Origin of the sequence: Allomuricauda sp. CAU 1633 (assembly GCF_017313225.1) — a bacterium.
Classification (GTDB): Bacteria; Bacteroidota; Bacteroidia; order Flavobacteriales; family Flavobacteriaceae; genus Flagellimonas.
Map to the genome: position 1 here is coordinate 451082 of NZ_JAFLNE010000001.1, position 23907 is coordinate 474988.

A 23907-nucleotide genomic window follows, 5' to 3' on the forward strand; every position below is an offset into this window, starting at 1 on the left:
TTTTGATGGCATTCCTCTCTTTGCCGATTTTGGTTTCATGTAGCAAGGAATTTTTGGATCGCCCGCCAGAAGACTCTCCAAACTCTGAAGAGTTTTATAAGACCACGGAACAAATTGAAGTGGCCACAAATATTCTGTACAGTGTGCCATGGTATAATTTTGTTTCCAATGTATCATGGTGTATTGGTGATTTGGCCGGCGGTACTGGTAGAACATGGGACCCTAGAAACCAAGATTTCGATTTATTTGCCATTACGGGCGAGCATAATACACTGGGCCAGGCCTGGGGATCATTGTACGCCGTAGTTGCACATGCGAACACCATAATAAATACGGTGCCCACAACCGCCAATGCAGATGTGCCCCAATCGGTCATCAACAATGCTGTGGGTGAGGCAAGGGCCATGAGAGCCACGGCCTATTTCTACTTGGTGAGGATCTTTGGATCAGTTCCAATTGTGGAAAACAACTTGGAGCTAGTTGATGAAAGTTATATCCCAAGGCATTTGGTTGAAGACGTCTACACCTTTATAGAAAATGATTTAAACTTTGCCATTGATAACATCACAAATACCAAATCTTCGGATCCTGGGAGAATTTCCAGTAATGGCGCCAAGGCTCTATTGGCCAAGGTTCAACTGACCCAGGAAGATTATGCCCAAGCCTATCAGTTGGCAACGGAGGTGATTGGCTCGGGGGAGTTCAAACTTTTGGGAGGTACTGGCGCAGACGGTACTGCTGGAAGCTACAATGACCTATTCCTGACCGAGAACGACAACAATTCCGAGAGCATCCTTGCCACCCAGTGGACCGGCAGCGGCAATTATGCAGAAGGAAATGGGGTGCAAAGCCTCTATGCATTATCTGGAATTACCGGTTTTGATGATGGTTGGTCAGCAATTGGCCCATCCCTTGATTTGCAGGACACCTACGAAGACAAAGAAATGGACCAACGGTATAAAGCCACTATCATGGATCCAGAATCCTTTTATCCGGACCTTAATGGGGGGTATACTGCCCCGGGACCTTCGGGGTGCAATGCGCAAGGTACAAATGTTGCCATTAAAAAATATGTAGTGGGGACACCGGCCAATAATGGTGGCGGAGCCAGAACCAGTTATGCCAATAATATTTATGTGCTCCGATATGCCGATATATTATTGATACAGGCCGAAGCCATTATTTTGGGCAATGTGGGCTCCATGGCCGAAGCCGAAGCCTCAGTGAATAAAGTACGTAACAGAGCTGGATTGCCTTCAATTACCAACCCAACCTTTGAAGATGTGTTTCGGGAAAGAAAAATTGAATTTGCTATGGAAATGGAGCATTGGTACGATGCTATCAGAAGGTCTGATGCCTTGGCGTATTTAGCAACGGTACAAAGAGGGTGGTTTAATGATACAGATCGGGGAGAAACAAATGGAATAACCGATAGGTTCGTCACCATTACCGCAGATAAGTTGCTGTTTCCGTATCCAACCAATGAAACCCTGAACAATCCCGCATTGCTGGATCCACCTGTTCCCTATTTCAATTAAAAAAAGAGCAATGAAAAAAAATATTCGCAACACAGTCAATTTTAGATATGCCGCATTTATAGTAGCGTTGGCCATAATGTCAGCATGTAGCAATGAGTTCAATCAATCTGATTTGTCTTCAGGGAGCACAGAACCGCCAGTGATAACAAGTGTGGCAGATGCTACCGAAAACAGTACGGTGCAGACCGGTGTTCTAGGAAATCTATATTATATCAAAGGAGAGAACCTGGGCACAACAACATCTATTAAATATAATGGTTTCGATGCAGGGTTCAATCCCACCTTGGTGACGGACAATACCATTATTTCACAGATTCCTTTGGGTGCGCCCTATATAAATGCCTCCAATAAATTAACTGTGGAAACACTGTATGGTGTTGCCGAGGCCAATTTTTCTCTTTTAACCATTACGGGTTTTGATGAAGGCTTGGTAGACGGTGTAAACGCTGTAACCTTATACGGGGGCGATTTCACCGATGCTGACCAGGTCTTATTTGCTTCGGGATCGGAAGATGACGGCAATTTGGTGGAAAGAGAAGCTAGGATTATAAACAAAACTGCCTCGGCAATAGTCGTAGAGGTTCCTGATGGTGTTATTCAGGCCTTTATACACGTTTTCGTTAATGGAGCCATTGCCCAATCCACATCATACGGGTTTAACTATCCAATTTTTACGGATGAGTTGATCAACGGGTGGGAACTTGGAGGATGGGATGGTACCCAAGAACTTTCCACAGAAGTGACTCTTGGCTCAACCGCTATCCGAAGGGAGAGTCTTAACTGGGCAGGGCTAACCTTTGTTTCCAATGACTTGACTGAGGATTTGGTAATTGCGGACTACAGTGCCATTAACTTCCAAATTTATCCCGCTAACAGCGAAACCGTGCGAGTTGCATGTGCACTGAACGACTTTGCCGTTCAGGTGGAACTCGATTTGGTGCCAGGGGAATGGAACAGCTTCAGTATCCCTCTTACCGATTTTTACCCTCCAGGGACAGCTCCGGAATTAATTACACGGATTGATTTTCAGGAATTCTCCGGTGGTACCGCCCCCTTCCTATTTTATTTGGACCAAGTAGGGCTCATTGAATAGGAGAATTTTTTAAAATATAAAACTAGACAAACTATGAGATATTTTGGACAGAAAGGAATAAAGGGACTGCTTTTGGTTGGTTTGGCAACCCTTACAATCTCCTCTTGTGATGAGGACGATGAAGTATTTCCACAATCGGAGACTCCAAATCAAAATATTGTTGAAATCTTGGCAAGCTCATCGGAAACTTCAACCTTGTTGGGTGCCCTGGAACAATCAAATTTGGATGCAACATTGGCCAATAACACCACGTTTACCGTATTTGCGCCTGTGAATGCGGCTTTCGCGGGTGTTGATTTATCGACTATGACAGAAGCGGAGCAGAGGAACGCGCTCTTAAACCATGTTTGGAACACTACGACCGCCGACCTTTCGGCCAATCTGCAAACTGGATATCGTACGACTATGGCAACTGGAGTGGATGGATTAAATCTTAGCTTTTTTACCAATACAGAAGGATCCATCATATTTAATGGTGTGGCATCACCCGTTCAAGGCCAGTTCGATTTGGGAGCCACCAATGGTGTGGTTCACATGGTAGACAATCTCCTTCTTCCTCCAACGGTAGTTGACCATGTTGTGGCCAATCCGGATTATACATCATTGGCAGCTGCAATTACGCAGGCTGAATTGGTTGAAACCTTGGAAGGGGACGGGCCTTTTACCGTTTTTGCGCCAAATAATACTGCTTTTGAAATGCTCATGGTACAGATGGAAGCAGCCTTTGGATATGCCACGTTGGCCGATGTGCCCAATGACCTCTTGGAAGAAGTTTTGTTGTACCATGTTATAGTGGGAAGCAATGTGGTTTCTGACGATGTGGATGGCACAACCTTTGAAACGGCTCAGGGCGAATCTTTTTCGGTGGCGGGGACAACCATTGACGATGCCTCCTATGTTGATGCGGAAATCAATCTTACCGATGTACAATCCATAAACGGAATTATGCATGGTGTGGACAAAGTGCTTCTGCCTGATGCTGTTTTTCAACAAATGCTAGGTGCAACCCTCGATTTGGTGGCCAGATCGGAAGATAAAGGATACACCTCATTCTTGGCCGCAGTTGAACTTGCGGGCCTAACAGAGAGCCTTACCACGGATAACCTTACCGTTTTTGCACCGAACAATGATGCTTTTACTGCACTGTTCTCTACAATTGACAATTTCAATGCGTTGGAGGATTTTGACACTCCAGAAGAAATAGACGCGCTTAGAAAACTATTGGAATACCACCTGTATGCAGGAAGTCTTGTTGAATCCCAGCTTACGGATGGCAGTTCTGTAACTACAGTTCTGGGCGATTCGTTCGATGTGAGCGCTAGTGATGCCATTAGATTAAGACCTTCTTTTTCAGATGCCATTCCTTCCCAAGTAGTCGATGCCAATATTGGTGCCACCAATGGCATCATACATGAAGTGAACAGGGTGTTGATTCCAGAAGAATTATTGGATGCATTGGGCATCGAAGTAGCTCCAAATTGTGACTTACACCCTGTGGGCGATACAAATTTAGTGTTCTTTGATTGGGATGCCAACGGCCCTTGGTGGGGCAATGTTGCAGCAGAAAATGACCCTTCTATCTCCTTGGATGGCTCCAGCTATGGTCGTGCCAATTTCCAAACCGGAGGTACAGGTTGGCAAGATCTTTTCTGGAGAAACGATCCAACAACCTTTCACGGAGCTGCCACCGTTGGCAGCAATTTGGACGACTATGTCCTTAAGTTCGACATAAATACCATTGAACCAATTTCTGATGGTATGTTCAGAATTCGGTTCCATGATGCTGATGGAGTGGACGCCTTCTACGATTGGTCCCCATGGGATGATACTGGAGAGCCTTTTGATACAGGTGGCTGGCAAACCGTTGAAATTCCATTGAGCGCACTTGGCGTTCCCGACTTTAGTTTGGTGGACAGCGAGTTTGGAATGGCTTTCGAAGGTGCTGATGTCCTGCTGAACTTTGCTATTGATAATGTAAGATTTGATGCCCCAGGATATACCTGCGGTGGTCCTGATGAAGTGGACGACCCAGCTTTGGTATTTTTCGATTGGGATGCCAATGGTCCTTGGTGGGGCAATGTTGCCGCAGAAAATGACCCTTCCATCACTTTGGACGGCTCCAGTTATGGCCGCGCCAATTTCCAAACCGGAGGTACAGGCTGGCAGGATCTTTTCTGGAGAAACGACCCCACAACCTTTCACGGAGCCGCAACGGTGGGCAGTAATTTGGATGATTATGTCCTTAAGTTCGACCTTAACACCATTGAACCCCTCTCCGCGGGAATGTTCAGGATTCGCTTTAATGATGCTGATGGAGTGGACGCCTTCTATGATTGGAATCCTTGGACTGATACAGGTGAACCTTTGGACACCGGAGGCTGGATAACTATTGAAATTCCATTGACCGAATTAGGGGTTCCCGATTTTAGTTTGGTGGACAGCGAGTTTGGAATGGCTTTCGAAGGTGCCGATGTCCTCTTGAACTTCGCCATCGACAACGTCAGATTCGAGGAAAAACAATAATAAGTTGAGTTAGTTTTAATTCGCAAGATTCCTACAGTATCAAAACCTGTGGGAATCTTCATATTTGAAAGAGTTACAATGAAAATCTGTTTTTCATATCTGTTCAGCACCTTTCTGCTATTATTCATAACAGTGAATTGTTCTTCTTCACAGCAAGACACGGAGCAAGAAATCGTTCAGGACATCACAGATGACAATCCAACACCGGAAGAAGAGGAAAAGGATGATGAAACCGATGACCAAGCCTCCTTCACCACAGTGGTTGAGGAATACGGGCAGCTATCTGTAGAGGGCAACAAAATGGTCGACCAAAATGGAAATCCAGCACAACTCAGGGGAATGTCTTTTTTTTGGAGCCAATGGATCGGAAAATATTATACCAATGAAACCGTGCAATGGTTAAAGGACGATTGGCATTGCACTGCGGTAAGGGCAGCTTTGGCTGTTGATTACGAAGGTTATTTGGTGAATCCCGAAGCGGAAAAACAAAAAATAATGACTGTGGTCGATGCTGCCATCGAGCACGGCTTGTATGTGATTATTGATTGGCACGATCATGAAGCTGAAAACCATCTGGAAGAATCCGTGGCATTTTTTGGAGAGATGGCTGAAAAGTACGGCAGTTATCCCAATATCATTTATGAACCTTATAATGAGCCTTTGGCCGTTTCGTGGCGAAATGTACTGAAACCCTATCATGAAGCTGTGATTGCCGAAATCAGAAAACACGACCCTGACAATTTGATTATCTGTGGCACACCCAATTGGTCACAAGATGTGGAGGACGTCATCGTAGCAAAAATTGATGACCCCAATGTAATGTATACCTTGCATTACTATGCCGCAACGCATAAACAAGAACTTCGGGACAAAGCCGTGGTGGCCATCAATAATAACATCCCAATTTTTGTGACAGAATACGGAGTTACCCAAGCCTCCGGTGATGAATCCATAGACGCACCCGAATCGGAAACATGGTGGAACTTTCTGGACGAGCATAAAATATCCTACCTCAATTGGTCCATTGCGGACAAGGAGGAACTTTCTGCAGCCTTGAAACCCGGGGCTAGTACAACAGGAGGATGGTCGGAAGAAGATTTAACTATATCAGGAACCATGGTTCGGGATGAAATCAGAAAAAAGAATAAAGCCTACTAAAACATGCAATGGATGAACCTATCGATTTTAAACCGAAAAGCAAGACATTTTAAAATAGTTTTCCTGATTGTTTTACTCTATTCCTGTTCCAGTGATTCAGAGGAGGACGTCTTTTTAAGCAGTAACAAGTCCCTCTTTTCATTTTCAATAAAAGAATTGCCAGATTTGACCTTTTCAGGGCTGAGCCAAGGTCAGTTGGAAGCTGATTTGATCAGTAATGCCAATATCACAAATCTGACCGCTATTTTTGAAGTGTCAAAAGGAGCCACAGTGTATATTGGGGAAACAGTACAAAAATCCGGGTCTACCACAAATGATTTCAGCAGTAGGGTAACTTATACTGTAAAAGCTGAGGATGGCAGTACGGCCACTTTCAGTGTGACCATCAATCCGTATGAGAACCAGCCCCCCACGGCAAACGCCGGTAGTGATATGATTCTATATTTACCAGTAGCCAGTGAGACTATATCGGTGGCTTTGGATGCTTCCGCATCAAATGATCCCGAAGATGAGGAAATGAGCTATGAGTGGATGCTTGATGATGCTATCATTGCGGACACTGAAATGGCAGAAGTAGCATTGGCACTTGGGATACATGAAATAACCCTTGTGGTCACCGATGCAGAGGGAGTATCGGGAACGGACAACATAACTGTTGAAATTCGTGAGTTGGGTGTTTTTGCTCCCATTGATTCAGGGGCTACTCAACAGACCCAAAATGTGTTGAACAATTTGGCCGCATTGGCCTATGGCGAAACATTTGCATTTGGGCAGGAGTTTCCACTTTCATTTCAGCTCAATGCATTGAATTACGATTTAAATACTTCTGATTGCAAGGATGTATCTGGCGACCATCCGGCCGTGTTTGGTATCGACCCTCATTACATGCTGTACAAAAGTGCTTCTGAGCGGCAACTTCATATTGATGAGACCAAGGCCGCTTACGAAAATGGTTCCATTGTTACCTTTGATTTTCATCAACAGAGCAGAACTGATGGCCAAATCTATTATGACCAGCTTACCACGGATACCGATAAGAGTTTGATGTATGATATTGTAAACGACCTCAATGGCTCAAGGGATTGGTATTTTGATGAGATTGATATGATTTTGGACATCATTAACACCGATTTGGGGTTCACGATTATTTTTAGACCACTGCACGAGATGAACGGAGGTTGGTTCTGGTGGGGTACGCAAACGGAGAATCATTCACCCGAACTCTACATAGAACTGTATCAAATGACGGTGGACTACATGAAGCAACGCAGCGATCATATACTTTTTGCTTGGTCACCAAACTATCCTTTTGATGAAAGTTATTATCCCGGCGATGCCTATGTGGATGTAGTGGGAATTGATTATTATACTCCAAGCAAAGCTTCATTACAGCAAGCTTTGGTCGAGCTGACGGATTTTGCCGAACAACACCACAAGATAGCAGCGCTTACAGAAACCGGGCAACAGAATTACATTTTTGACAACACTGATTTTTGGACGGACAACATTCTCGACGCCATTGAAGAAGGTGGTAGCGACATCCGGATTGCATGGGTTTTGGGCTGGTTCAATGCTCCGTGGGACGGTAGTCAGAACAACCTATTCATTCCCAATGCGCAAAGTCCGCAAGAGGCAAAAGATGATTTCATTGCGTTCAAAAATAACTCCAAAACCCTATTTCAAGAGGACATTCAGGCCTTGGATATGTACCAAGACCCAAGTATGAATTGATAAGAGTTACCTTACTCAGTAATCCAATAGAAACAGGTTTTATTTATTGTACGGATAGCTTTTGAACTTTTCCTTGAAAAACTTACCCTGTCTTGAAGGCGTAAATTTTCTATCGGTAAACATATTGGGCGCCCATTCCATATCAAACACCCATACCAAATATGAAATTTGCCGGGTATCGCAATACTCGGTAATGGAAATCCCATACGATTCATCACTAATGACCGGAATATGCGCACCGGGGTCTTCTGGCCCACAAAAGCCCATTTCTGTCAATAGTAGGGGATAATTGTCTTTGACAAAACCCCAATCATTGGTCCATTTTTCCTCCCAAGGCTTTTCCCGTTTTTGGGGATAGGGGTGACTTACATAGCCAATTCCTTCCATCTCAAGTGGGCTCCATTTTACCGGCGTAAGGTCATAGGCCCAGTTAAACCCAGCCACCAAAGGAATGCCCTCACCTCCATTGGCGCGTATGATGGTTATGACCTCTTTGTTGAAGTCTTTCCAAGAATCCCAATCCAAAGTACCATACCTATTGCCGTTGGTTGTGGGCTCGTTGAATATTTCATAAAAGGCCACCGTATTGTTTTTGCCATATCTCTCGGCCATCGCCTTCCAAAAATTAAAAGTTTCCTTTTTGGTGGTATCATAGATATCCAAGAGGTAGATTCCAGTTTCAATATTACCGATGCTGTGCCAATCAAGCACCACATAAATGCCCAATTCCCCGGCCCACTTGATGCCATCATCCAATAGCTTAAGATATTCTTGAAACCCCCTGTTGCGCACTCGGCTTGGGTGAATGGGAAATCGGACCAAATTGGCGCCCCAATCCTTTATTTCAATAAAATATTTTTTGTTCCACAACCCATCCAATTCAAGTTTATCCGGATCGCTAGTGCTCATTCCCCTAAACACCAAGGTGTCCCCTTTTTGGTTTACAAAGCTGTTCCCCTTAACTAATATTCGGTCCAATCCACCCTGACCCAAGGAAAGATTCAGGAAAAATGCATTTACAAATAAGAATAGGATTAATTTTTTTAGAAATTTCATCTTGCCCGTGATATTGATTTAACCTATAAATCTAGTTAATTATCAGGCTGATAACAGATACAATTTTGTCAAATTGATATCAAAATCCAGCGAAATGACATATAAGAACGCGAAACTTCCATAGATTTTGCATGATTCTTTTCTATGGACGTCACCCAAAGGCTTTTTCATAATTTCTTTGACGGACCTTTGTTCATTTAAGGTATCTTTTAGGTCGATTTTTTTCTTATTTTGGTAGGCAATCCCATCCAAACAATCCCATAATTATACACCAAAAGAGCATATGAATTTTATGAAAAATAAACCACTCAATCCGCTGTTTTTATCTTGTTTCATTATTATGCTGTTTACAGGGAAAAGTTATGCCCAAGACCCCAACCTGCATATTTATTTGTGCTTTGGACAATCAAATATGGAAGGGCAGGGCATCATTGAAGCCCAGGATAAGGAAGTGGATAACCGCTTTCTTGTGATGCAGGCTTTGGATTGCCCCGACATGAACAGGACCAAAGGCAACTGGTATACGGCCGTTCCTCCTCTGTGCCAATGCTATTCAGGTCTTTCCCCTGCAGATTATTTTGGGCGAACCATGGTTGCCAACCTTCCAGACAGCATACGGGTTGGAGTTGTAAGCGTAGCTGTTGGTGGATGCGATATCCGTTTGTTTGATAAAGACCTTTATCAGGATTTTGATTCCACCTACACCGAGGATTGGTTTACGGACAAAGTGGAAGCCTATCAGGGGAATCCCTACAAATATCTCACCGATTTGGCAAAGCTTGCCCAAAAGGATGGGGTGATCAAGGGTATTTTGCTGCACCAAGGAGAAACCAATACAGGTGACGCCAATTGGCCACAGTATGTAAAAAAGATATACAACGACCTCCTGGAAGAACTTTCCTTGAGTTCAGAGGACGTTCCTTTATTGGCCGGCGAGGTGGTTGCTGTTGAAAATAGCTGCTGTGCGAGTATGAATGCCATTATCAACGAATTGCCCAATGCCGTTGAATCGACCCACATTATCTCATCTAAAAACTGTACTGCGAAGGACAATGCTCATTTTGATTCGGAAGGTTATAGAAAGTTGGGCAAACGGTATGCCTATACAATGCTTTCCTTGTTGGATTGACTCCTAAGAAGTGTAAAATACCTAATCATGTTAACGGTTTTGTAAACCTTTGGGCAGAAGGGTTACCAATTCCGTAATGAACGGTTAGAATAGTAAGGCTAATTGTAAAAGATTTCTTTTGAACTTCAATTCAAGACCGGCAGATTTAGTTTACTCCTCAGGATTCCGTAATTTCCAACCAAATTCAAACTAACTCAGAAAATGATTCCAAAAATTGCAAACCTCAAAACATTGCTATTCTCCGTAGTGATGACTTTGGCCTTCACCTCGTTCATTGTAGCACAAAGTATTCCATCTCCCAAGGACGTGTACGGATTCAATGTAGGCGACGATTACCAATTGGCAGATTATACTCAAATTGAAGATTATTTGACCAAACTGGACAACGCTTCGGGCCGTGTGAAAAAGATTGAGATTGGCGAAACGGTATTAGGCCGCAAAATGTACTTGCTATTTATCTCCACAGAGGAAAATTTAGCGCAACTGGACAAATGGAAAGATATCAGCACTAAATTGGCCAGAGTTCAGGTTGCGGATGATGAGGCCGCAAAACTTTCACAAGAAGGGAAAGCCATTGTTTGGATTGATGGTGGGATGCACTCCACAGAGTTGGCCCATGGTCAAATGACCTCTGAACTGGCGTATACCTTAGCCACTTCAGAAACACCTGAAATGCAGAAAGTTCGAGAAAATGTGATAACCCTTTTGATGCCCGTAATGAACCCTGATGGGTTGGATATTGTGGTGGATTGGTATCGAAAAAACCGGGATACACCCTATGAAACGTCCAGACCTCCCATTCTCTATCATTATTATATGGGGCACGATAATAACCGGGACTGGTTCATGAACACCATGCCCGAGACCTATAATGTCACCAAAATATTGTACAACGAATGGTATCCACAGATTGTCTACAACCATCACCAATCGTCACCGTTTTGGACCAAGATTTCCATTCCTCCGTATGCTGACCCGGTGAATCCAAAGATTCATCCTGCTGTAACTGCCGGAGTGAGCGAAGTGGGTTCCGCCATGTCTAAGCGCTTTTCGTTGGAAAATATGCCTGGCGCCATTGCCGATAATTTCTATACCATGTTCTGGAATGGCGGTGGGAGAACGGTGCCGTACTATCACAATATGATAGGAATCCTTACCGAAACAGGACATACCTCCCCTACGCCTCGATTCTACGACCCTGAAAAATTGCCAAAAACTGTGGCTGGAGGTACGCCTACCGATGGAACGGACATCATGTACCCGGACCCGTGGAAAGGAGGGGAATCCCATTTTAGGGATGCGGTGGATTACATGCTCACCGCAACTTGGGCCGTTTTGGATTTGGCTGCAGATAGAAAAAACAATTACCTCTACAACATTTATAAAATGGGTGCTTCGGCCATTGAAAAAGGCAAGACCGAAGGCCCTTTTGCCTATGTGATTGGCAAAGACCAGTGGGATTCCTTTGAAGCCGTTAATTTGGTCAATGTGTTGCTGCAAGGCGGCATTGAAATCGAAAAAGCAACCAAGGATTTCACTGTTGGCGACACCAAATATGAAAAAGGATCCTATGTAATTTATGGAGGTCAGGCGTTTCGACCTTATTTATTGGATTTGATGGAAAAGCAGGATTACCCAACCCGTTTTCAATACCCAGGTGGGCCTCCGGATACCCCTTACGATCTGGCCGGATGGACCTTACCCCTTCAAATGGGAATCGATGTAGCCAAAATAAAAGAACCCTTTGATGTTTCCACCGAAAAAGTAACAGAATTGGCTGGTTACTATGAGGGAAGCCTCAACCGAAAGGGTTCCTATGGTTACGCGCTAAGTGTAAACACCAATGCTTCAGTTGCGGCCATAAACAAAATTTTAAAGTCGGGGGGAACGGCTTACAAGGCCATGACCCCATTCAAAGCTGGAAAACAAACCCTTCCCGCAGGTTCTTTTGTAATCCAAGGTGATGAAGCTTTAGTGAAATCTTTGGCGGATGAATATGGTTTGGAATTTACAGGATTGATGGCCAAGCCCGAGGTTCAATTGACCAAGCTTCATTTACCCAAAGTGGGACTCTACAAGTCGTGGGTGGCCAATATGGATGAAGGATGGACCCGCTTTGTTATGGATGAATATGCGTTTGATACCGACACCCTTCACGATGTGGACATTAAAACGGTGGACTTGTCCAAGTATGATGCTATCATCTTGCCATCCCAAGAAGAAAAATCCATATTGCATGGTCATACCCCTTTGGAAATGCCCGAAAAATTTACAGGAGGTATCGGGTTGGATGGTTCCCTCGCCCTGAGCAATTATGTGAAAAATGGAGGCACTTTGCTAGCTTTTGATGCCGCTAGTGATTTTGTGATTGAACAATTTGGATTGCCGCTTAAAGATGCCGTTGAGGGGGTGGACAGCAAGGACTTCTTTATCCCGGGTTCTTTGATCAAAACGGGAATAGATACCACCAACCCATTGGCTTTTGGTATGAAGGATACCGTTTCTGTCTCTTTTAATAAGAGTAGAGCCTTTATCATTGACAAGCAAAGCAAGGAGGGTGAAGGAGGCAAAGAAGACATTAAGGATGCCCCTAAACCAGAGGTTGAGGTTATCGCTACTTATGCCGAGAAGAACCTTTTAATGAGTGGTTGGGCCATGGGAGAGAACAAATACATCGCCAAAAAACCAGCCATGGTAAAAGCAAAGTATGGAAAAGGGGCCGTGATTCTGTACGCTTTTAGGCCACAATTTAGAGCACAGCCTCGTGGCACCTATAAATTGATTTTTAATGCAATTTATGAGGGTGCATCCGATTAGAAAGTATTGAAAAAGTAATTGAAAACCCATCAACTACTGGTGGGTTTTTGTTTTAAATCAACGAAACAGAATCGCCACCGCCCCAATAGCAGTTACAATCAAAATAAATCGCTTGTAATTTTTTTCGTTGATTTTCTTTACAATGACCACCCCAAGAAAGAGTCCCACCAAAATAGCCGGTAACAAACGAAGGTTAATCATAAGGCTTTCCACAGTAACCGTTTTCCAAACGAAGATGTGAAACGGAAGCTTAAAGGTGTTGGTAATAAAAAAGAGCCAGGCCGCAGTACCTACGAATTCGTTTTTAGGCAATCGCATGCCCAAAAAGAAAATGTTGGTGAAGGCGCCAGCCAAATTTCCAATCATAGTGCAGATCCCGGCCATGACACCCATAGACCCTGCAAATAGCCAATGCGTAGGAACATGTTCCGTTTTTCGTCGGTCCCACCAGTACAGCATCCCCAAACTGATAAAAATTACGGTGACCATACCCCATTTGAACTCCCACTCTGGAAGGTCTTTCCCAACGAGCACTCCAACGAGGATACCCAATATCATCCAAGGAAGAAACCTAATAATATGTTTCCACTGGGTGTGCCGATTATAATAGATAACCGCAAAGATGTCTCCAACAATCAATAAGGGAACGAACAAACCTGTTGAAGCTTTGGAGCCAAAAGCCAACGCCATTAAGGTCACATTGAAAATGGACATCCCTTTTAAACCGGCTTTTGATATTCCCAAAAGAAAGGTTGCCGTGGCTGCCAAGACCCAAGAGGCGATTGAAATTTGGGATATGGGAGAAAGGTCCATTCAATGGTTTTGGTCAGATACAAAAATAACCCAAAAAGATATCTTGGGTTTCATGGGAAGATTAAGAATGGAAAATCAGCCTCGCAATTCCATCAGACGGGCCACATACTTACCCACCACATCAAATTCCAGATTTACTACAGTACCTTTTTTATAGGAATGGAACCGCGTGTGTTCATAAGTGTACGGGATAATGGCAACACTAAAACTGTCCTTTTTGGAATCGACCACGGTAAGGCTTACGCCATCCACGGTGATGGAACCTTTTTCAATGGTAATGTTACTCAATTTTGGGTCGTACTGGAAAGTAAAAAACCAACTTCCATCTTTTTCTGCAATGGAAGTACAAACAGCGGTTTGGTCCACATGCCCTTGGACTATATGGCCGTCCAATCGAGCACCCAAAAGCATGGCGCGCTCCAAGTTTACGGCATCTCCTACATGTAAAGTGCCCAAACTGGTCTTGTCCAAGGTCTCTTGGATAGCTGTGACGGTATATGAATCACCTTCAATGGAAACCACGGTAAGGCATACCCCGTTGTGGGATACGCTCTGATCTATTTTCAATTCATGGGTGATGCTGGAAGAAACGGTAATGTGCAAATTTCCGCCTTCTTTTTCGAGCTTTTCAACTTTCCCCAAAGTCTCTATTATACCTGTGAACATGAATCTTTTTAATTGACTAGCTTTGTAGTGCAAAAGTAGCTATATCAGTATTGATTCTATGAAAGAAACGCCAAAAATAAAGCTCGGGATTTCCATTGGGGACCTTAATGGCATAGGGTGCGAAGTGGCACTCAAGACTTTTGAAGATGCCAGAATGTTGGATTTCTGTACCCCGGTCATTTTTGCATCGAACAAGACCATTTCCCAACAAAAATCGGATTTGGGCATCGATATTACCTTTAATGGAGTTAGAGATGCATCCCAGGTGGTGGAAGGAAAAATCAATATTGTAAATGTGTGGAAAGAAGTTCCCAATATTGAATATGGGAAGGCCACGGAAGAAGGGGGAAAATACGCCATTAAATCCCTGCGAGCGGCCGTTACAGCCTTGAAGGAAGAAAAGATTGATGTGTTGGTTACGGCCCCTATCAATAAGAACAATGTGCAGGCCGATGATTTTAAATTTCCAGGCCATACCGACTTTCTGGCCCAGGAACTCAATGGCGAAAGCCTGATGTTCATGGTGGCCGATACCCTTCGGGTAGGATTGTTAACCGATCACATCGCGGTAAAAGATGTGGCCCAAGCGATTACACCAAAATTGATTCGACATAAAGTAACTACTATGGAGAAGTCGCTCCAAATGGATTTTGGGATACGTCGCCCAAAAATCGCGTTGTTGGGTATAAACCCGCATAGCGGTGACAACGGAACCATTGGCGAAGAAGACGATAAAATCATGAAGCCAGTGATTCAGGAAATGTTCAACAAGGGTACTTTGGTGTATGGTCCCTATTCTGCAGATAGTTTCTTTGGCTCCAACACCCATGCCCAGTTTGATGCGATTTTGGCGGCCTATCATGATCAAGGGTTGATTCCGTTCAAAACCCTTTCCTTTGGAAAAGGCGTGAATTATACTGCAGGATTGGAACGGGTTCGTACCTCACCAGACCATGGTACCGCCTATGAGATAGCAGGAAAAGGAAAAGCTGATGAGAGTTCGTTTAAAGAAGCGGTTTTTATGGCAATTAAAGTCTTTAAGAACCGTTCAGAGTATATGGAATTGACGCAAAACCCATTGCAAAAACAAAAGACAAAGAGAGCCAGTTAAAAACTTGTGCTTGGATTTGATATTTGTTAGCTTTGGAATTGCAGTTTTGCAAATAAGTAGTATCTTTGCACCCGCCTTTACAGGCTGGTACACAAACCCTAAGTGTAGAAACGATGAAGCTGAAGGAGTTTTTTATCCCTTTTTCAGGATTGAAGTTGGGAAAACATGAATTTGTGTACGAGATTGATAATTCGTTCTTTGAATCTTTTGAATACCAAGAATTTAACGGAGCTTCCGTTCAAGTGACTGCCATTTTGGAAAAAATGAGCACCATGATGGAACTTGAAATAGAAGCGAAGGGCACCGTAAATGTGGACTGTGATCTTACAGGGGAACCGTATGATCAACCCATCAGTTCAGATTTGCATTTGGTGATTAAGTTTGGGGAGGAATACAATGATGAGGATGATGAAATTCTTATCATTCCCCATGGAGAGCACCAATTCAACATTGCACAGTATGTCTATGAGATGTTGGTGTTGGCCGTTCCTCAAAAACGGGTTCACCCTGGCGTACAGGATGGAACGTTACAATCCGATATCTTGGACAGGTTGGAGGAATTACAACCAAAAGAGGAAAAGAAACCATCAGAAAAAACAGATCCCAGATGGGATGATTTAAAAAAGTTACTAACGGACAAATAGGTTTATAATGGCACATCCTAAAAGAAAAACATCAAAGACCAGAAGGGACAAAAGAAGAACCCACTACAAAGCTGTGGCCCCTACCATTGCCAAAGATTCAACAACCGGTGAAATGCACTTGTACCACAGAGCGCACTGGCATGAGGGCAAATTGTATTACAGAGGTCAAGTTTTGATTGACAAAACAGAAGAAGAAACTGCGGCCTAACCGCAACCTTCTCATCCTAAACCAACTCCCGTTATTCTGCAACGGGAGTTTTTTTATGACCCCATATTCTGATTTAAAAACGAACCCGTTTTGACGAAAAAGTCATATAAAATGACTAATTTTCACCGCTTTTGGGTCAAATTTCAATGTTTTTGACAAAAAAAGAGACGCTAAAATGAAAAAAACAACAGCGGCAATCACAGCTGTAGGAGGATATGTTCCTGATTTCGTTCTATCCAACAAGGTACTGGAAACCATGGTAGACACCAATGATGAATGGATCACCACCCGGACCGGAATCAAAGAACGAAGAATCTTAAAAGAAGAAAACGCCGGAACCTCATACATGGCCATTAAAGCGGCCGAGGATTTAATACAAAAAAGCGGGGTAGACCCTACTGAAATAGATTTTGTGCTGGTGGCCACAGCAACTCCAGACCTTATGGTTGCATCAACTGCGGCCTATGTGGCATCGCAAATAGGAGCCGAGAACGCATTTGCTTATGATCTTCAAGCAGCATGTTCCAGCTTCTTGTACGGAATGTCTACCGCAGCCAGTTATATTGAATCTGGAAGATATAAGAAAATTTTGGTGATAGGTGCCGATAAAATGTCATCCATCATTGATTATACCGATCGTACCACATGCATCATTTTTGGTGATGGTGCCGGAGCGGTTCTTTTTGAACCCAATGAAGAAGGTTTTGGCCTACAGGATGAGTACTTGCGGTCTGATGGTGTGGGACGACAGTTTTTAAAGATTGATGCTGGAGGCTCTATTCTGCCTGCATCCGAAGAAACGGTAAAGAACAAACAACATTACGTATACCAGGACGGCAAGTCTGTTTTTAAGTTTGCCGTTTCCAATATGGCCGATGTATCCGCACTAATCATGGAACGGAACAATCTTACCCATGAAGATGTGCAGTGGTTGGTACCACATCAGGCCAACAAACGGATTATTGATGCTACTGCCAACCGGATGGGCGTAGCCCCTGAAAAGGTGATGATCAATATAGATCGGTACGGAAATACAACTTCCGCTACATTACCCTTGTTGTTATTTGATTATGAAAAACAACTGAAGAAAGGGGATAATTTAATTTTTGCCGCCTTTGGTGGAGGGTTTACATGGGGATCCATTTATTTAAAATGGGCCTATAATTCAAAATAGCACACTACTAACTAAATCATATTCCATGGACATTAAGGAAATTCAAAGTTTGATCAAGTTTGTCGCCAAATCGGGCGCCAGCGAGGTGAAATTGGAGATGGAAGACCTCAAGATCACGATTAGAACCGGCGCTCTTGGCTCAAGTTCCCCAGAAACAACCATTGTACAGCAAATACCTGTACCCCAAGCACAGACTGCTCCTCAAGTGGCCCAGGCGCCTGCAGCACAAGAACCCGCAGCAACCAAGACCGAATCAGCAGCAAAATCTGATGATTCCAAATACATCACTATAAAATCGCCTATTATTGGAACATTTTATAGAAAGCCTTCACCAGACAAACCGCCCTTTGTTGAAGTAGGTTCCACGGTGAGCCAAGGCGATGTGCTTTGTGTAATCGAGGCGATGAAACTTTTCAATGATATTGAGTCTGAAGTTTCTGGTAAAATTGTAAAAGTTTTGGTTGAAGATTCTTCTCCTGTTGAATTTGACCAGCCTTTATTTTTGGTAGACCCATCATAGATAATTTTAAATGCTAAATTTTAAGTGACTAATTGCTAGTTGTTTAAAACCATTTAAAATTTAGAATCCAGACTTTAAAATTGTATTCTATGTTTAAAAAGATATTAATTGCAAATAGGGGTGAGATTGCACTTCGCATTATTCGTACCTGCAAGGAAATGGGTATCAAAACCGTGGCCGTTTACTCCAAGGCCGATGAGGAAAGCCTTCACGTACGGTTTGCGGATGAGGCTGTTTGTATTGGTCCAGCCCCCAGCCACGAGTCCTATTTAAAAATACCCAATATCATCGCTGCTGCGGAGATTACCAATGCCGATGGTATTCACCCAGGCTATGGATTTCTTTCCGAAAATGCTAAGTTCTCCAAAATTTGTGCTGAGCACGACATCAAATTCATTGGTGCATCGGGCGAGCAAATTGAAAAAATGGGAGATAAGGCAACCGCCAAAGAAACCATGAAAAAAGCGGGTGTTCCTACTGTTCCTGGTTCCGATGGTTTGTTGAAAGATGTGGACCACGCCAGAAAAGAAGCCAAGAAAATGGGATATCCCGTTATGATCAAGGCTACTGCAGGTGGTGGGGGAAAAGGAATGCGCGCCATTTGGTCCGAGGATGAAATGGAAAAGAATTTTGAAAGCGCTGTGAAAGAAGCAACCGCTGCTTTCGGGAATGGTGGAATGTACATGGAAAAACTCATTGAAGAGCCCAGACACATTGAAATACAGGTGGTTGGAGACCAATATGGTAAGGCTTGCCACTTATCCGAAAGAGATTGTTCTGTACAGCGTAGACACCAAAAGTTGACTGAGGAGACCCCATCTCCGTTTATGACGGATTCCCTTCGGGAAGAAATGGGTAAAGCTGCCGTTAAAGCAGCAGAATATATTAAGTATGAAGGTGCGGGAACCGTGGAGTTTTTGGTGGACAAACACCGAAACTTCTACTTTATGGAGATGAATACGCGTATTCAGGTGGAGCATCCCATTACCGAGCAAGTAGTGGATTACGATTTGATTCGTGAGCAGATTTTGGTAGCAGGTGGAGTTCCAATTTCTGGAAAGAATTACTATCCAAAGTTGCACTCCATTGAATGCCGAATCAATGCGGAAGACCCATATAACGATTTTAGGCCATCACCAGGAAAGATTACAACACTTCATACACCAGGGGGTCATGGGGTACGCTTGGACACCCACGTATACAGCGGATACATGATTCCACCAAACTACGACTCCATGATTGCCAAGTTGATTACCACCGCCCAAACTAGGGAGGAGGCCATCAACAAAATGCGAAGAGCACTGGATGAATTTGTGATAGAAGGTGTAAAGACCACGATTCCGTTTCACAGACAATTAATGGACCATCCCGATTATTTGGCTGGCAATTACACCACCAAATTCATGGAAGGGTTTAAAATGGATCCAAAATATCAAGATTAAAATAGACCCCGATTCTTATCGGGGTTTTTTGTGCTATGGAGCTAAGCTATTGGGAATATAAGACCTGGTTGTCCCGAGTGGACTTCACCGTAATCGGAAGTGGTTTGGTGGGGCTTAACTGTGCGCTTCGGCTCAAGGAAAAATATCCCAAAAGCAAGATTTTGGTCTTGGAAAAAGGCAGCCTTCCACAGGGGGCCAGTACCAAAAATGCCGGATTCGCCTGTTTTGGAAGCATTTCTGAACTGGTTTCCGACCTCAAGTCCCATTCAGAAGAACAAGTGGTTCAACTGGTTCAAAAAAGGTACGAAGGTATTCAGTTATTACGAAAGCTTTTAGGTGATACAGCCATCGGTTTTGAACAACACGGAGGGCATGAGCTTTTCTTAGAAGATAATCCAGATTTATTTGAAACTTGTCTGGATCGAATGGAGGATTTGAACGAATTATTACGTCCCGTTTTTGGAGCTGTTCCTTTCGTAAAAACGAACAATGTTTTTGGATTTGGGAAGATTCAGGAGCAATACATTACCCACCAATTTGAAGGGCAGTTGGACACCGGCAAGATGATGAAAGCCTTGCTTCAAAAATGTTATGATGCGCAAATTCCTGTTTTAAATGGAGTAGAGGTTAGGGAGATTCAAGAAATAGGAACAAAAGCTCTTGTCGCTACCGATGGTTTTGAATTTGACTCGAAACAGGTGTTTGTCGCCACTAATGGATTTGCCTCTAAATTGTTGAAATCGGAAACCGTGAAGCCAGCTAGGGCACAGGTGCTCGTAACTCAACCTATCAAAAACCTGAACATCAAAGGCACATTTCATTTTGATGAAGGGTTCTATTATTTCAGAAATATTGATGACCGCATTCTATTTGGTGGTGGCCGAAACCTTGATATGAAAACCGAGGAAACCACGGAATTTGGTGAGACCGAAATCATCCAAAAGTCCTTGGAAAAACTACTTAGCGAGGTGATTTTGCCCAATCAAAATATAGAAATCGACCGAAGATGGAGTGGAATTATGGGTGTGGGCACCCAAAAATCACCTATAGTAAAACAACTTTCCAATTCCGTGTATTGCGGTGTTCGACTTGGAGGAATGGGGGTTGCCTTGGGCAGTTTGGTGGGAAAAGAACTCGCGGATTTGGCTCAGTAAGCCCAAATACAAGTTCAAGACCAAGCACAAAATATTGATACTTGAGTTTGCACTTGATGCTTGAGTTTGATTAAATCATCCTCCCATCCAATAAATTGATAATTCGTGAACCGTATTCCGCATTCTTTTCTGAATGTGTAACTTGAATAATGGTAACCCCTTCGTCATTCAACTCTTTGAACAGTTCCATAATTTCCTCCCCTTGTTTGGAATTTAAGTTTCCCGTAGGCTCATCCGCCAAAATGAGCTTGGGGTTGGAAATCAAGGCACGTGCAACGCCAACCAATTGTTGTTGTCCACCACTCAGTTGAGCAGGGAAAAGGTCTTTTTTGCCCACAATGTTGAATCGGTCCAGCATATCGGCCACCATAGCTTTGCGTTCAGTACCCCTCAGTTTTTTGTAGAGCAAGGGCATCTCTAGATTTTCTTTTACGGTGAGTTCATCCAATAAATGGTAGGACTGGAACACAAAACCGATATATTCCTTATACAGATTGGCTCTATATTTTTCCTTTAGGGAATGTACGGGTTCGTCCAAAAATTGATATTCGCCCTCATCAAACGTATCCAACATGCCAATAACATTGAGCAAAGTGGATTTACCGGAACCAGAGGGCCCCATAATGGATATGAATTCTCCTTCCCGTACTTCTAGGTTGATGTCTTTCAACAAAAAAACACGTTGCCCCCCAGAGTGGACCCATTTGAATATGTTGTTGAGTTGTAGTAGCATATTTTTTAGTTATTCGGTTCGTAAACTTTTTACTGGGTTGACGGATGCGGCCCAATAACTTTGCCAACTTACAGTTAGGAAAGCAATCATCAAGGTAAGCCCACCGGCCAGAATGAATATCCACCAACTTATGTTGGTCTTATAGGCAAAATTGGTCAGCCATTGTTCCATAGCGTACCATGAGATGGGAACTGCTATTACAAAACCAAGGGCCACCCATTTTAAAAAATCCTTGTTAAGAAGGGCCAAAACTTGAGTGATTGTTGCACCGTTGACCTTTCGGATGCCAATTTCCTTGGTTCTTCGGGCTAAGGAATAGGTGGACAGTGCAAATAGCCCCATACAGGATAGCATAATGGCCAGAATGGAAAACCATGTTACCAAGGTATTGGTTTCTATATATTTTTTATATTGGTTATTTAGTTTTTCATCGGCAAAAAATAAATTGGGCTCAATTCCCGGAAAAGCCGCACTCCATTTTTCCTTAAAGATTTCAACAACATCCAGACTGGTCCCTTTGGTTGATTTTATCATAAGGTAAGGCCAATCGGTAAAATTTTCCCTATCGATAAAGAAATGAGCCAATGGTTGTTGTTGGTTGTCAATGCTTTGATAACTAAAGTCGGTAATTGTTCCAATGACTTTGTAGGGCGTTCCGTCTGGCGACCCTTCGTGGAGTATTTGGTTTGAAGCTCCTTGATATCCCAGCAAACCCATAGCTTTTTGATTCAAGACTACCGTATTTTTATACAAAATGGAATCTCTTGGAAAGCCAGATCCATTAAGGAGATCAATGCCCATGGTCTTAAAATAATTGTAACCTACGTATGCCTTTCTTAAGTGAATGCTTTCCACGTTACTTTCTTCCCTAGAGAAGAATACATTGTAATTTTGTTGGTAATTACCAGGAGCCGTGGTTGAAAAACTTATTGAACTCACATAAGAACTCGCTTGTAATTCTTCGGATATCCTTTTAATATTATCTGAAGCTTTTTCAAGATTTGAAAATTGCCACCCATCCAATTCTACCACAATTACATTTTCGCTGTCGAACCCTGGATTTTTTTCTAGCATATCGGTCACTTGCTTTCGAATAAGTAGTGTTCCCGAAATAAGGAAAATTGCAATGATGAACTGTACCACAACCAGTGTATAATTCCAATAATTTGGCTTTCCTATATTGGACATATTGCCTTTCAGGGTATTCGTAAGCTTTCCACGCATCCATAATGACAAGGGAAGTAATCCAGATAAAAGCCCAACAATGCACCATAGTCCAATGATGGTCAAGAGCAAGGAACTGTTCTTAAAAAGATTGAACTTTAGGTTTATCCCCAACAATGTATTGAACGATGGAAGGAAAATGACAAGAAGAAATCCTCCCACTATTAGAGCCATCAAGCTCATCAAAAATGATTCTGTCATAATCTGGCGAAGCAAGTGTGTCTTGGAGGCGCCATGAACTTTTTTAACCCCTACTTCTTTTACTCGGGAAAAAGATTGGGTAATGGTTAAATTGATAAAGTTTACGATAGCTATGCCGATAATGCCCAACGCAATAATAAAAAGAATCACCATTAAGGTTTGATTGGACTCCAAGACAGAATGATAATCCTTAAAAGGCAATAGGTTGAGCTCTACATTGCTTTCTCCAGTTGGAAAAAAATCACGTTTAACAATCTTCTGTATCTTATCTTTAAAGTCATGGGGCTTAACCCCATCCTCCAAAAGCACATAGGTAATGGAAAAAACATTTTGCCAATTATGAGCATCTTTTATCCAAGGAAGAATTTCCTCCCCAGTTACGTAATTGGAAAGGATATCGAATTTGATGGATGAATTGTAGGGGATGTCCACGACGCCCTTTACGGTGAGGAACTGATTTCCAAAATTGACATCAAGTTGCTTTCCAAGAGCAGGCACATCACCGAAGTATTTTTTAGCAAATTCAGTACTTATTACAACACCGTATTTATCCTCAAGAATTTTTTTGGGAGATCCTTCAACAAAAGAAAAGGTGAAGATGTCAAAAAAGCCTTCATCAGCATACTTGATGTTTTCATAAAAGGCAAGGTCACCATAGCTTAACCTAGCGCCATCCCAATCAAAAATTCGAGTGCCATCTTCTATTTCTGGGATGTCCTTAAGCATTTCCGGAAGCAATAATCCTCTGGTTTGTACAGTTTCCCCCTCCCTCACCCTATAGATCCTATCCAAATTCTTGTGAAAATGGTTGTAGGTAATGTCATTGTAGATGTAAAGGAATAGTATTAGAAATGATGCAATGCCCAAACCCAACCCTAAAACATTGATGAGAAAAGTGCTTTTGTTCTTTTTAATGCTTCTAAAAAAGAGTAAGACATTGTGTTTTAACATGGCTCTATTTTTTTGGTTAAA

General features: G+C 43.0%; 19 protein-coding genes. 14 read left to right on the forward strand and 5 right to left on the reverse strand.

Going from position 1 to position 23907, the window contains the following annotated elements:
- The first annotated feature begins 5 nt into the window (after positions 1-5).
- The 5 genes from J0X14_RS02000 (at position 6) to J0X14_RS02020 (ending at position 8043) form a co-directional block, all read left to right on the forward strand.
- Positions 6-1538 (forward strand): RagB/SusD family nutrient uptake outer membrane protein, encoded by a 1533-nt coding sequence (locus J0X14_RS02000; protein WP_207096078.1) that lies wholly within the window; start codon positions 6-8, stop codon positions 1536-1538.
- 10 nt (positions 1539-1548) lie between these two features.
- Positions 1549-2631, forward strand: coding sequence for a hypothetical protein (locus J0X14_RS02005; RefSeq protein ID WP_207096079.1), 1083 nt, complete (start codon positions 1549-1551; stop codon positions 2629-2631).
- A 33-nt stretch (positions 2632-2664) separates the two neighbouring features.
- Complete coding sequence (locus J0X14_RS02010) at positions 2665-5154, forward strand: glycan-binding surface protein (protein WP_207096080.1); 2490 nt, start codon at positions 2665-2667, stop codon at positions 5152-5154.
- 78 nt (positions 5155-5232) lie between these two features.
- Positions 5233-6312, forward strand: a complete 1080-nt coding sequence (locus J0X14_RS02015) for a glycoside hydrolase family 5 protein (RefSeq protein WP_207096081.1) — start codon at positions 5233-5235, stop codon at positions 6310-6312.
- A 12-nt stretch (positions 6313-6324) separates the two neighbouring features.
- On the forward strand, positions 6325-8043 hold the full coding sequence (locus tag J0X14_RS02020; RefSeq protein ID WP_207096082.1) for a glycosyl hydrolase: 1719 nt from the start codon (positions 6325-6327) through the stop codon (positions 8041-8043).
- 39 nt (positions 8044-8082) lie between these two features.
- Here the strand turns inward: J0X14_RS02020 and J0X14_RS02025 are convergent, their stop codons facing one another.
- Positions 8083-9099, reverse strand: a complete 1017-nt coding sequence (locus tag J0X14_RS02025; RefSeq protein ID WP_207096083.1) for a glycoside hydrolase family 5 protein — start codon at positions 9097-9099, stop codon at positions 8083-8085.
- Positions 9100-9391: 292 nt separating this feature from the next.
- Between J0X14_RS02025 and J0X14_RS02030 the strand changes: the two genes are divergently transcribed.
- Entirely contained in the window at positions 9392-10228 is an 837-nt protein-coding gene (locus tag J0X14_RS02030) for a sialate O-acetylesterase (protein ID WP_242527892.1), read from the forward strand.
- Positions 10229-10429: 201 nt separating this feature from the next.
- Complete coding sequence (locus J0X14_RS02035) at positions 10430-13045, forward strand: M14 metallopeptidase family protein (protein WP_207096085.1); 2616 nt, start codon at positions 10430-10432, stop codon at positions 13043-13045.
- A 57-nt stretch (positions 13046-13102) separates the two neighbouring features.
- Here J0X14_RS02035 and J0X14_RS02040 read toward each other — a convergent pair whose 3' ends face one another.
- On the reverse strand, positions 13103-13858 hold the full coding sequence (locus tag J0X14_RS02040; protein ID WP_207096086.1) for a sulfite exporter TauE/SafE family protein: 756 nt from the start codon (positions 13856-13858) through the stop codon (positions 13103-13105).
- Between the two features lie 75 nt (positions 13859-13933).
- Positions 13934-14524 carry a riboflavin synthase gene (locus J0X14_RS02045; protein WP_207096087.1) on the reverse strand — a complete coding sequence of 197 codons (591 nt, stop codon included), beginning with the start codon at positions 14522-14524 and terminating at the stop codon, positions 13934-13936.
- A 58-nt stretch (positions 14525-14582) separates the two neighbouring features.
- On the opposite strand from J0X14_RS02045, the gene pdxA reads away from it, so the two are divergent.
- From pdxA to J0X14_RS02080, 7 genes are all read left to right on the forward strand, one after another.
- Positions 14583-15635 carry a 4-hydroxythreonine-4-phosphate dehydrogenase PdxA gene (gene pdxA, locus J0X14_RS02050; RefSeq protein WP_207096088.1) on the forward strand — a complete coding sequence of 351 codons (1053 nt, stop codon included), beginning with the start codon at positions 14583-14585 and terminating at the stop codon, positions 15633-15635.
- A gap of 113 nt (positions 15636-15748) precedes the next feature.
- On the forward strand, positions 15749-16279 hold the full coding sequence (locus J0X14_RS02055; RefSeq protein ID WP_207096089.1) for a YceD family protein: 531 nt from the start codon (positions 15749-15751) through the stop codon (positions 16277-16279).
- Positions 16280-16286: 7 nt separating this feature from the next.
- The gene (gene rpmF / locus J0X14_RS02060; protein ID WP_207096090.1) at positions 16287-16487 is read left to right on the forward strand and encodes a 50S ribosomal protein L32; all 201 of its coding nucleotides are present in this window, start codon (positions 16287-16289) and stop codon (positions 16485-16487) included.
- Positions 16488-16662: 175 nt separating this feature from the next.
- Positions 16663-17661 (forward strand): beta-ketoacyl-ACP synthase III, encoded by a 999-nt coding sequence (locus tag J0X14_RS02065; RefSeq protein WP_207096091.1) that lies wholly within the window; start codon positions 16663-16665, stop codon positions 17659-17661.
- A 25-nt stretch (positions 17662-17686) separates the two neighbouring features.
- Positions 17687-18181 (forward strand): acetyl-CoA carboxylase biotin carboxyl carrier protein, encoded by a 495-nt coding sequence (gene accB, locus J0X14_RS02070; protein ID WP_207096092.1) that lies wholly within the window; start codon positions 17687-17689, stop codon positions 18179-18181.
- Between the two features lie 89 nt (positions 18182-18270).
- The gene (accC, locus tag J0X14_RS02075) at positions 18271-19623 is read left to right on the forward strand and encodes an acetyl-CoA carboxylase biotin carboxylase subunit (RefSeq protein ID WP_207096093.1); all 1353 of its coding nucleotides are present in this window, start codon (positions 18271-18273) and stop codon (positions 19621-19623) included.
- Positions 19624-19658: 35 nt separating this feature from the next.
- Positions 19659-20777, forward strand: a complete 1119-nt coding sequence (locus tag J0X14_RS02080) for an NAD(P)/FAD-dependent oxidoreductase (RefSeq protein ID WP_207096094.1) — start codon at positions 19659-19661, stop codon at positions 20775-20777.
- 70 nt (positions 20778-20847) lie between these two features.
- Here J0X14_RS02080 and J0X14_RS02085 read toward each other — a convergent pair whose 3' ends face one another.
- Positions 20848-21510 (reverse strand): ABC transporter ATP-binding protein, encoded by a 663-nt coding sequence (locus J0X14_RS02085; RefSeq protein WP_207096095.1) that lies wholly within the window; start codon positions 21508-21510, stop codon positions 20848-20850.
- A 9-nt stretch (positions 21511-21519) separates the two neighbouring features.
- Positions 21520-23886: an ABC transporter permease gene (locus J0X14_RS02090; protein WP_207096096.1), complete on the reverse strand. Its 2367-nt coding sequence runs from the start codon at positions 23884-23886 to the stop codon at positions 21520-21522.
- Between the last annotated feature and the right edge of the window lie 21 nt (positions 23887-23907).

What these genes read in the sequence shown, in the direction of transcription:
- J0X14_RS02065 (WP_207096091.1), top strand. Translation starts at nt 16,663, where the DNA reads ATGAAAAAAACAACAGCGGCAATCACAGCTGTAGGAGGATATGTTCCT.
- J0X14_RS02055 (WP_207096089.1), top strand. Translation starts at nt 15,749, where the DNA reads ATGAAGCTGAAGGAGTTTTTTATCCCTTTTTCAGGATTGAAGTTGGGA.
- accB (WP_207096092.1), top strand. Translation starts at nt 17,687, where the DNA reads ATGGACATTAAGGAAATTCAAAGTTTGATCAAGTTTGTCGCCAAATCG.
- J0X14_RS02030 (WP_242527892.1), top strand. Translation starts at nt 9,392, where the DNA reads ATGAAAAATAAACCACTCAATCCGCTGTTTTTATCTTGTTTCATTATT.
- J0X14_RS02025 (WP_207096083.1), bottom strand. Translation starts at nt 9,099, where the DNA reads ATGAAATTTCTAAAAAAATTAATCCTATTCTTATTTGTAAATGCATTT.
- rpmF (WP_207096090.1), top strand. Translation starts at nt 16,287, where the DNA reads ATGGCACATCCTAAAAGAAAAACATCAAAGACCAGAAGGGACAAAAGA.
- J0X14_RS02040 (WP_207096086.1), bottom strand. Translation starts at nt 13,858, where the DNA reads ATGGACCTTTCTCCCATATCCCAAATTTCAATCGCCTCTTGGGTCTTG.
- J0X14_RS02010 (WP_207096080.1), top strand. Translation starts at nt 2,665, where the DNA reads ATGAGATATTTTGGACAGAAAGGAATAAAGGGACTGCTTTTGGTTGGT.
- J0X14_RS02035 (WP_207096085.1), top strand. Translation starts at nt 10,430, where the DNA reads ATGATTCCAAAAATTGCAAACCTCAAAACATTGCTATTCTCCGTAGTG.
- J0X14_RS02005 (WP_207096079.1), top strand. Translation starts at nt 1,549, where the DNA reads ATGAAAAAAAATATTCGCAACACAGTCAATTTTAGATATGCCGCATTT.
- J0X14_RS02020 (WP_207096082.1), top strand. Translation starts at nt 6,325, where the DNA reads ATGAACCTATCGATTTTAAACCGAAAAGCAAGACATTTTAAAATAGTT.
- J0X14_RS02045 (WP_207096087.1), bottom strand. Translation starts at nt 14,524, where the DNA reads ATGTTCACAGGTATAATAGAGACTTTGGGGAAAGTTGAAAAGCTCGAA.
- J0X14_RS02090 (WP_207096096.1), bottom strand. Translation starts at nt 23,886, where the DNA reads ATGTTAAAACACAATGTCTTACTCTTTTTTAGAAGCATTAAAAAGAAC.
- accC (WP_207096093.1), top strand. Translation starts at nt 18,271, where the DNA reads ATGTTTAAAAAGATATTAATTGCAAATAGGGGTGAGATTGCACTTCGC.
- J0X14_RS02085 (WP_207096095.1), bottom strand. Translation starts at nt 21,510, where the DNA reads ATGCTACTACAACTCAACAACATATTCAAATGGGTCCACTCTGGGGGG.
- J0X14_RS02000 (WP_207096078.1), top strand. Translation starts at nt 6, where the DNA reads ATGGCATTCCTCTCTTTGCCGATTTTGGTTTCATGTAGCAAGGAATTT.
- pdxA (WP_207096088.1), top strand. Translation starts at nt 14,583, where the DNA reads ATGAAAGAAACGCCAAAAATAAAGCTCGGGATTTCCATTGGGGACCTT.
- J0X14_RS02080 (WP_207096094.1), top strand. Translation starts at nt 19,659, where the DNA reads ATGGAGCTAAGCTATTGGGAATATAAGACCTGGTTGTCCCGAGTGGAC.
- J0X14_RS02015 (WP_207096081.1), top strand. Translation starts at nt 5,233, where the DNA reads ATGAAAATCTGTTTTTCATATCTGTTCAGCACCTTTCTGCTATTATTC.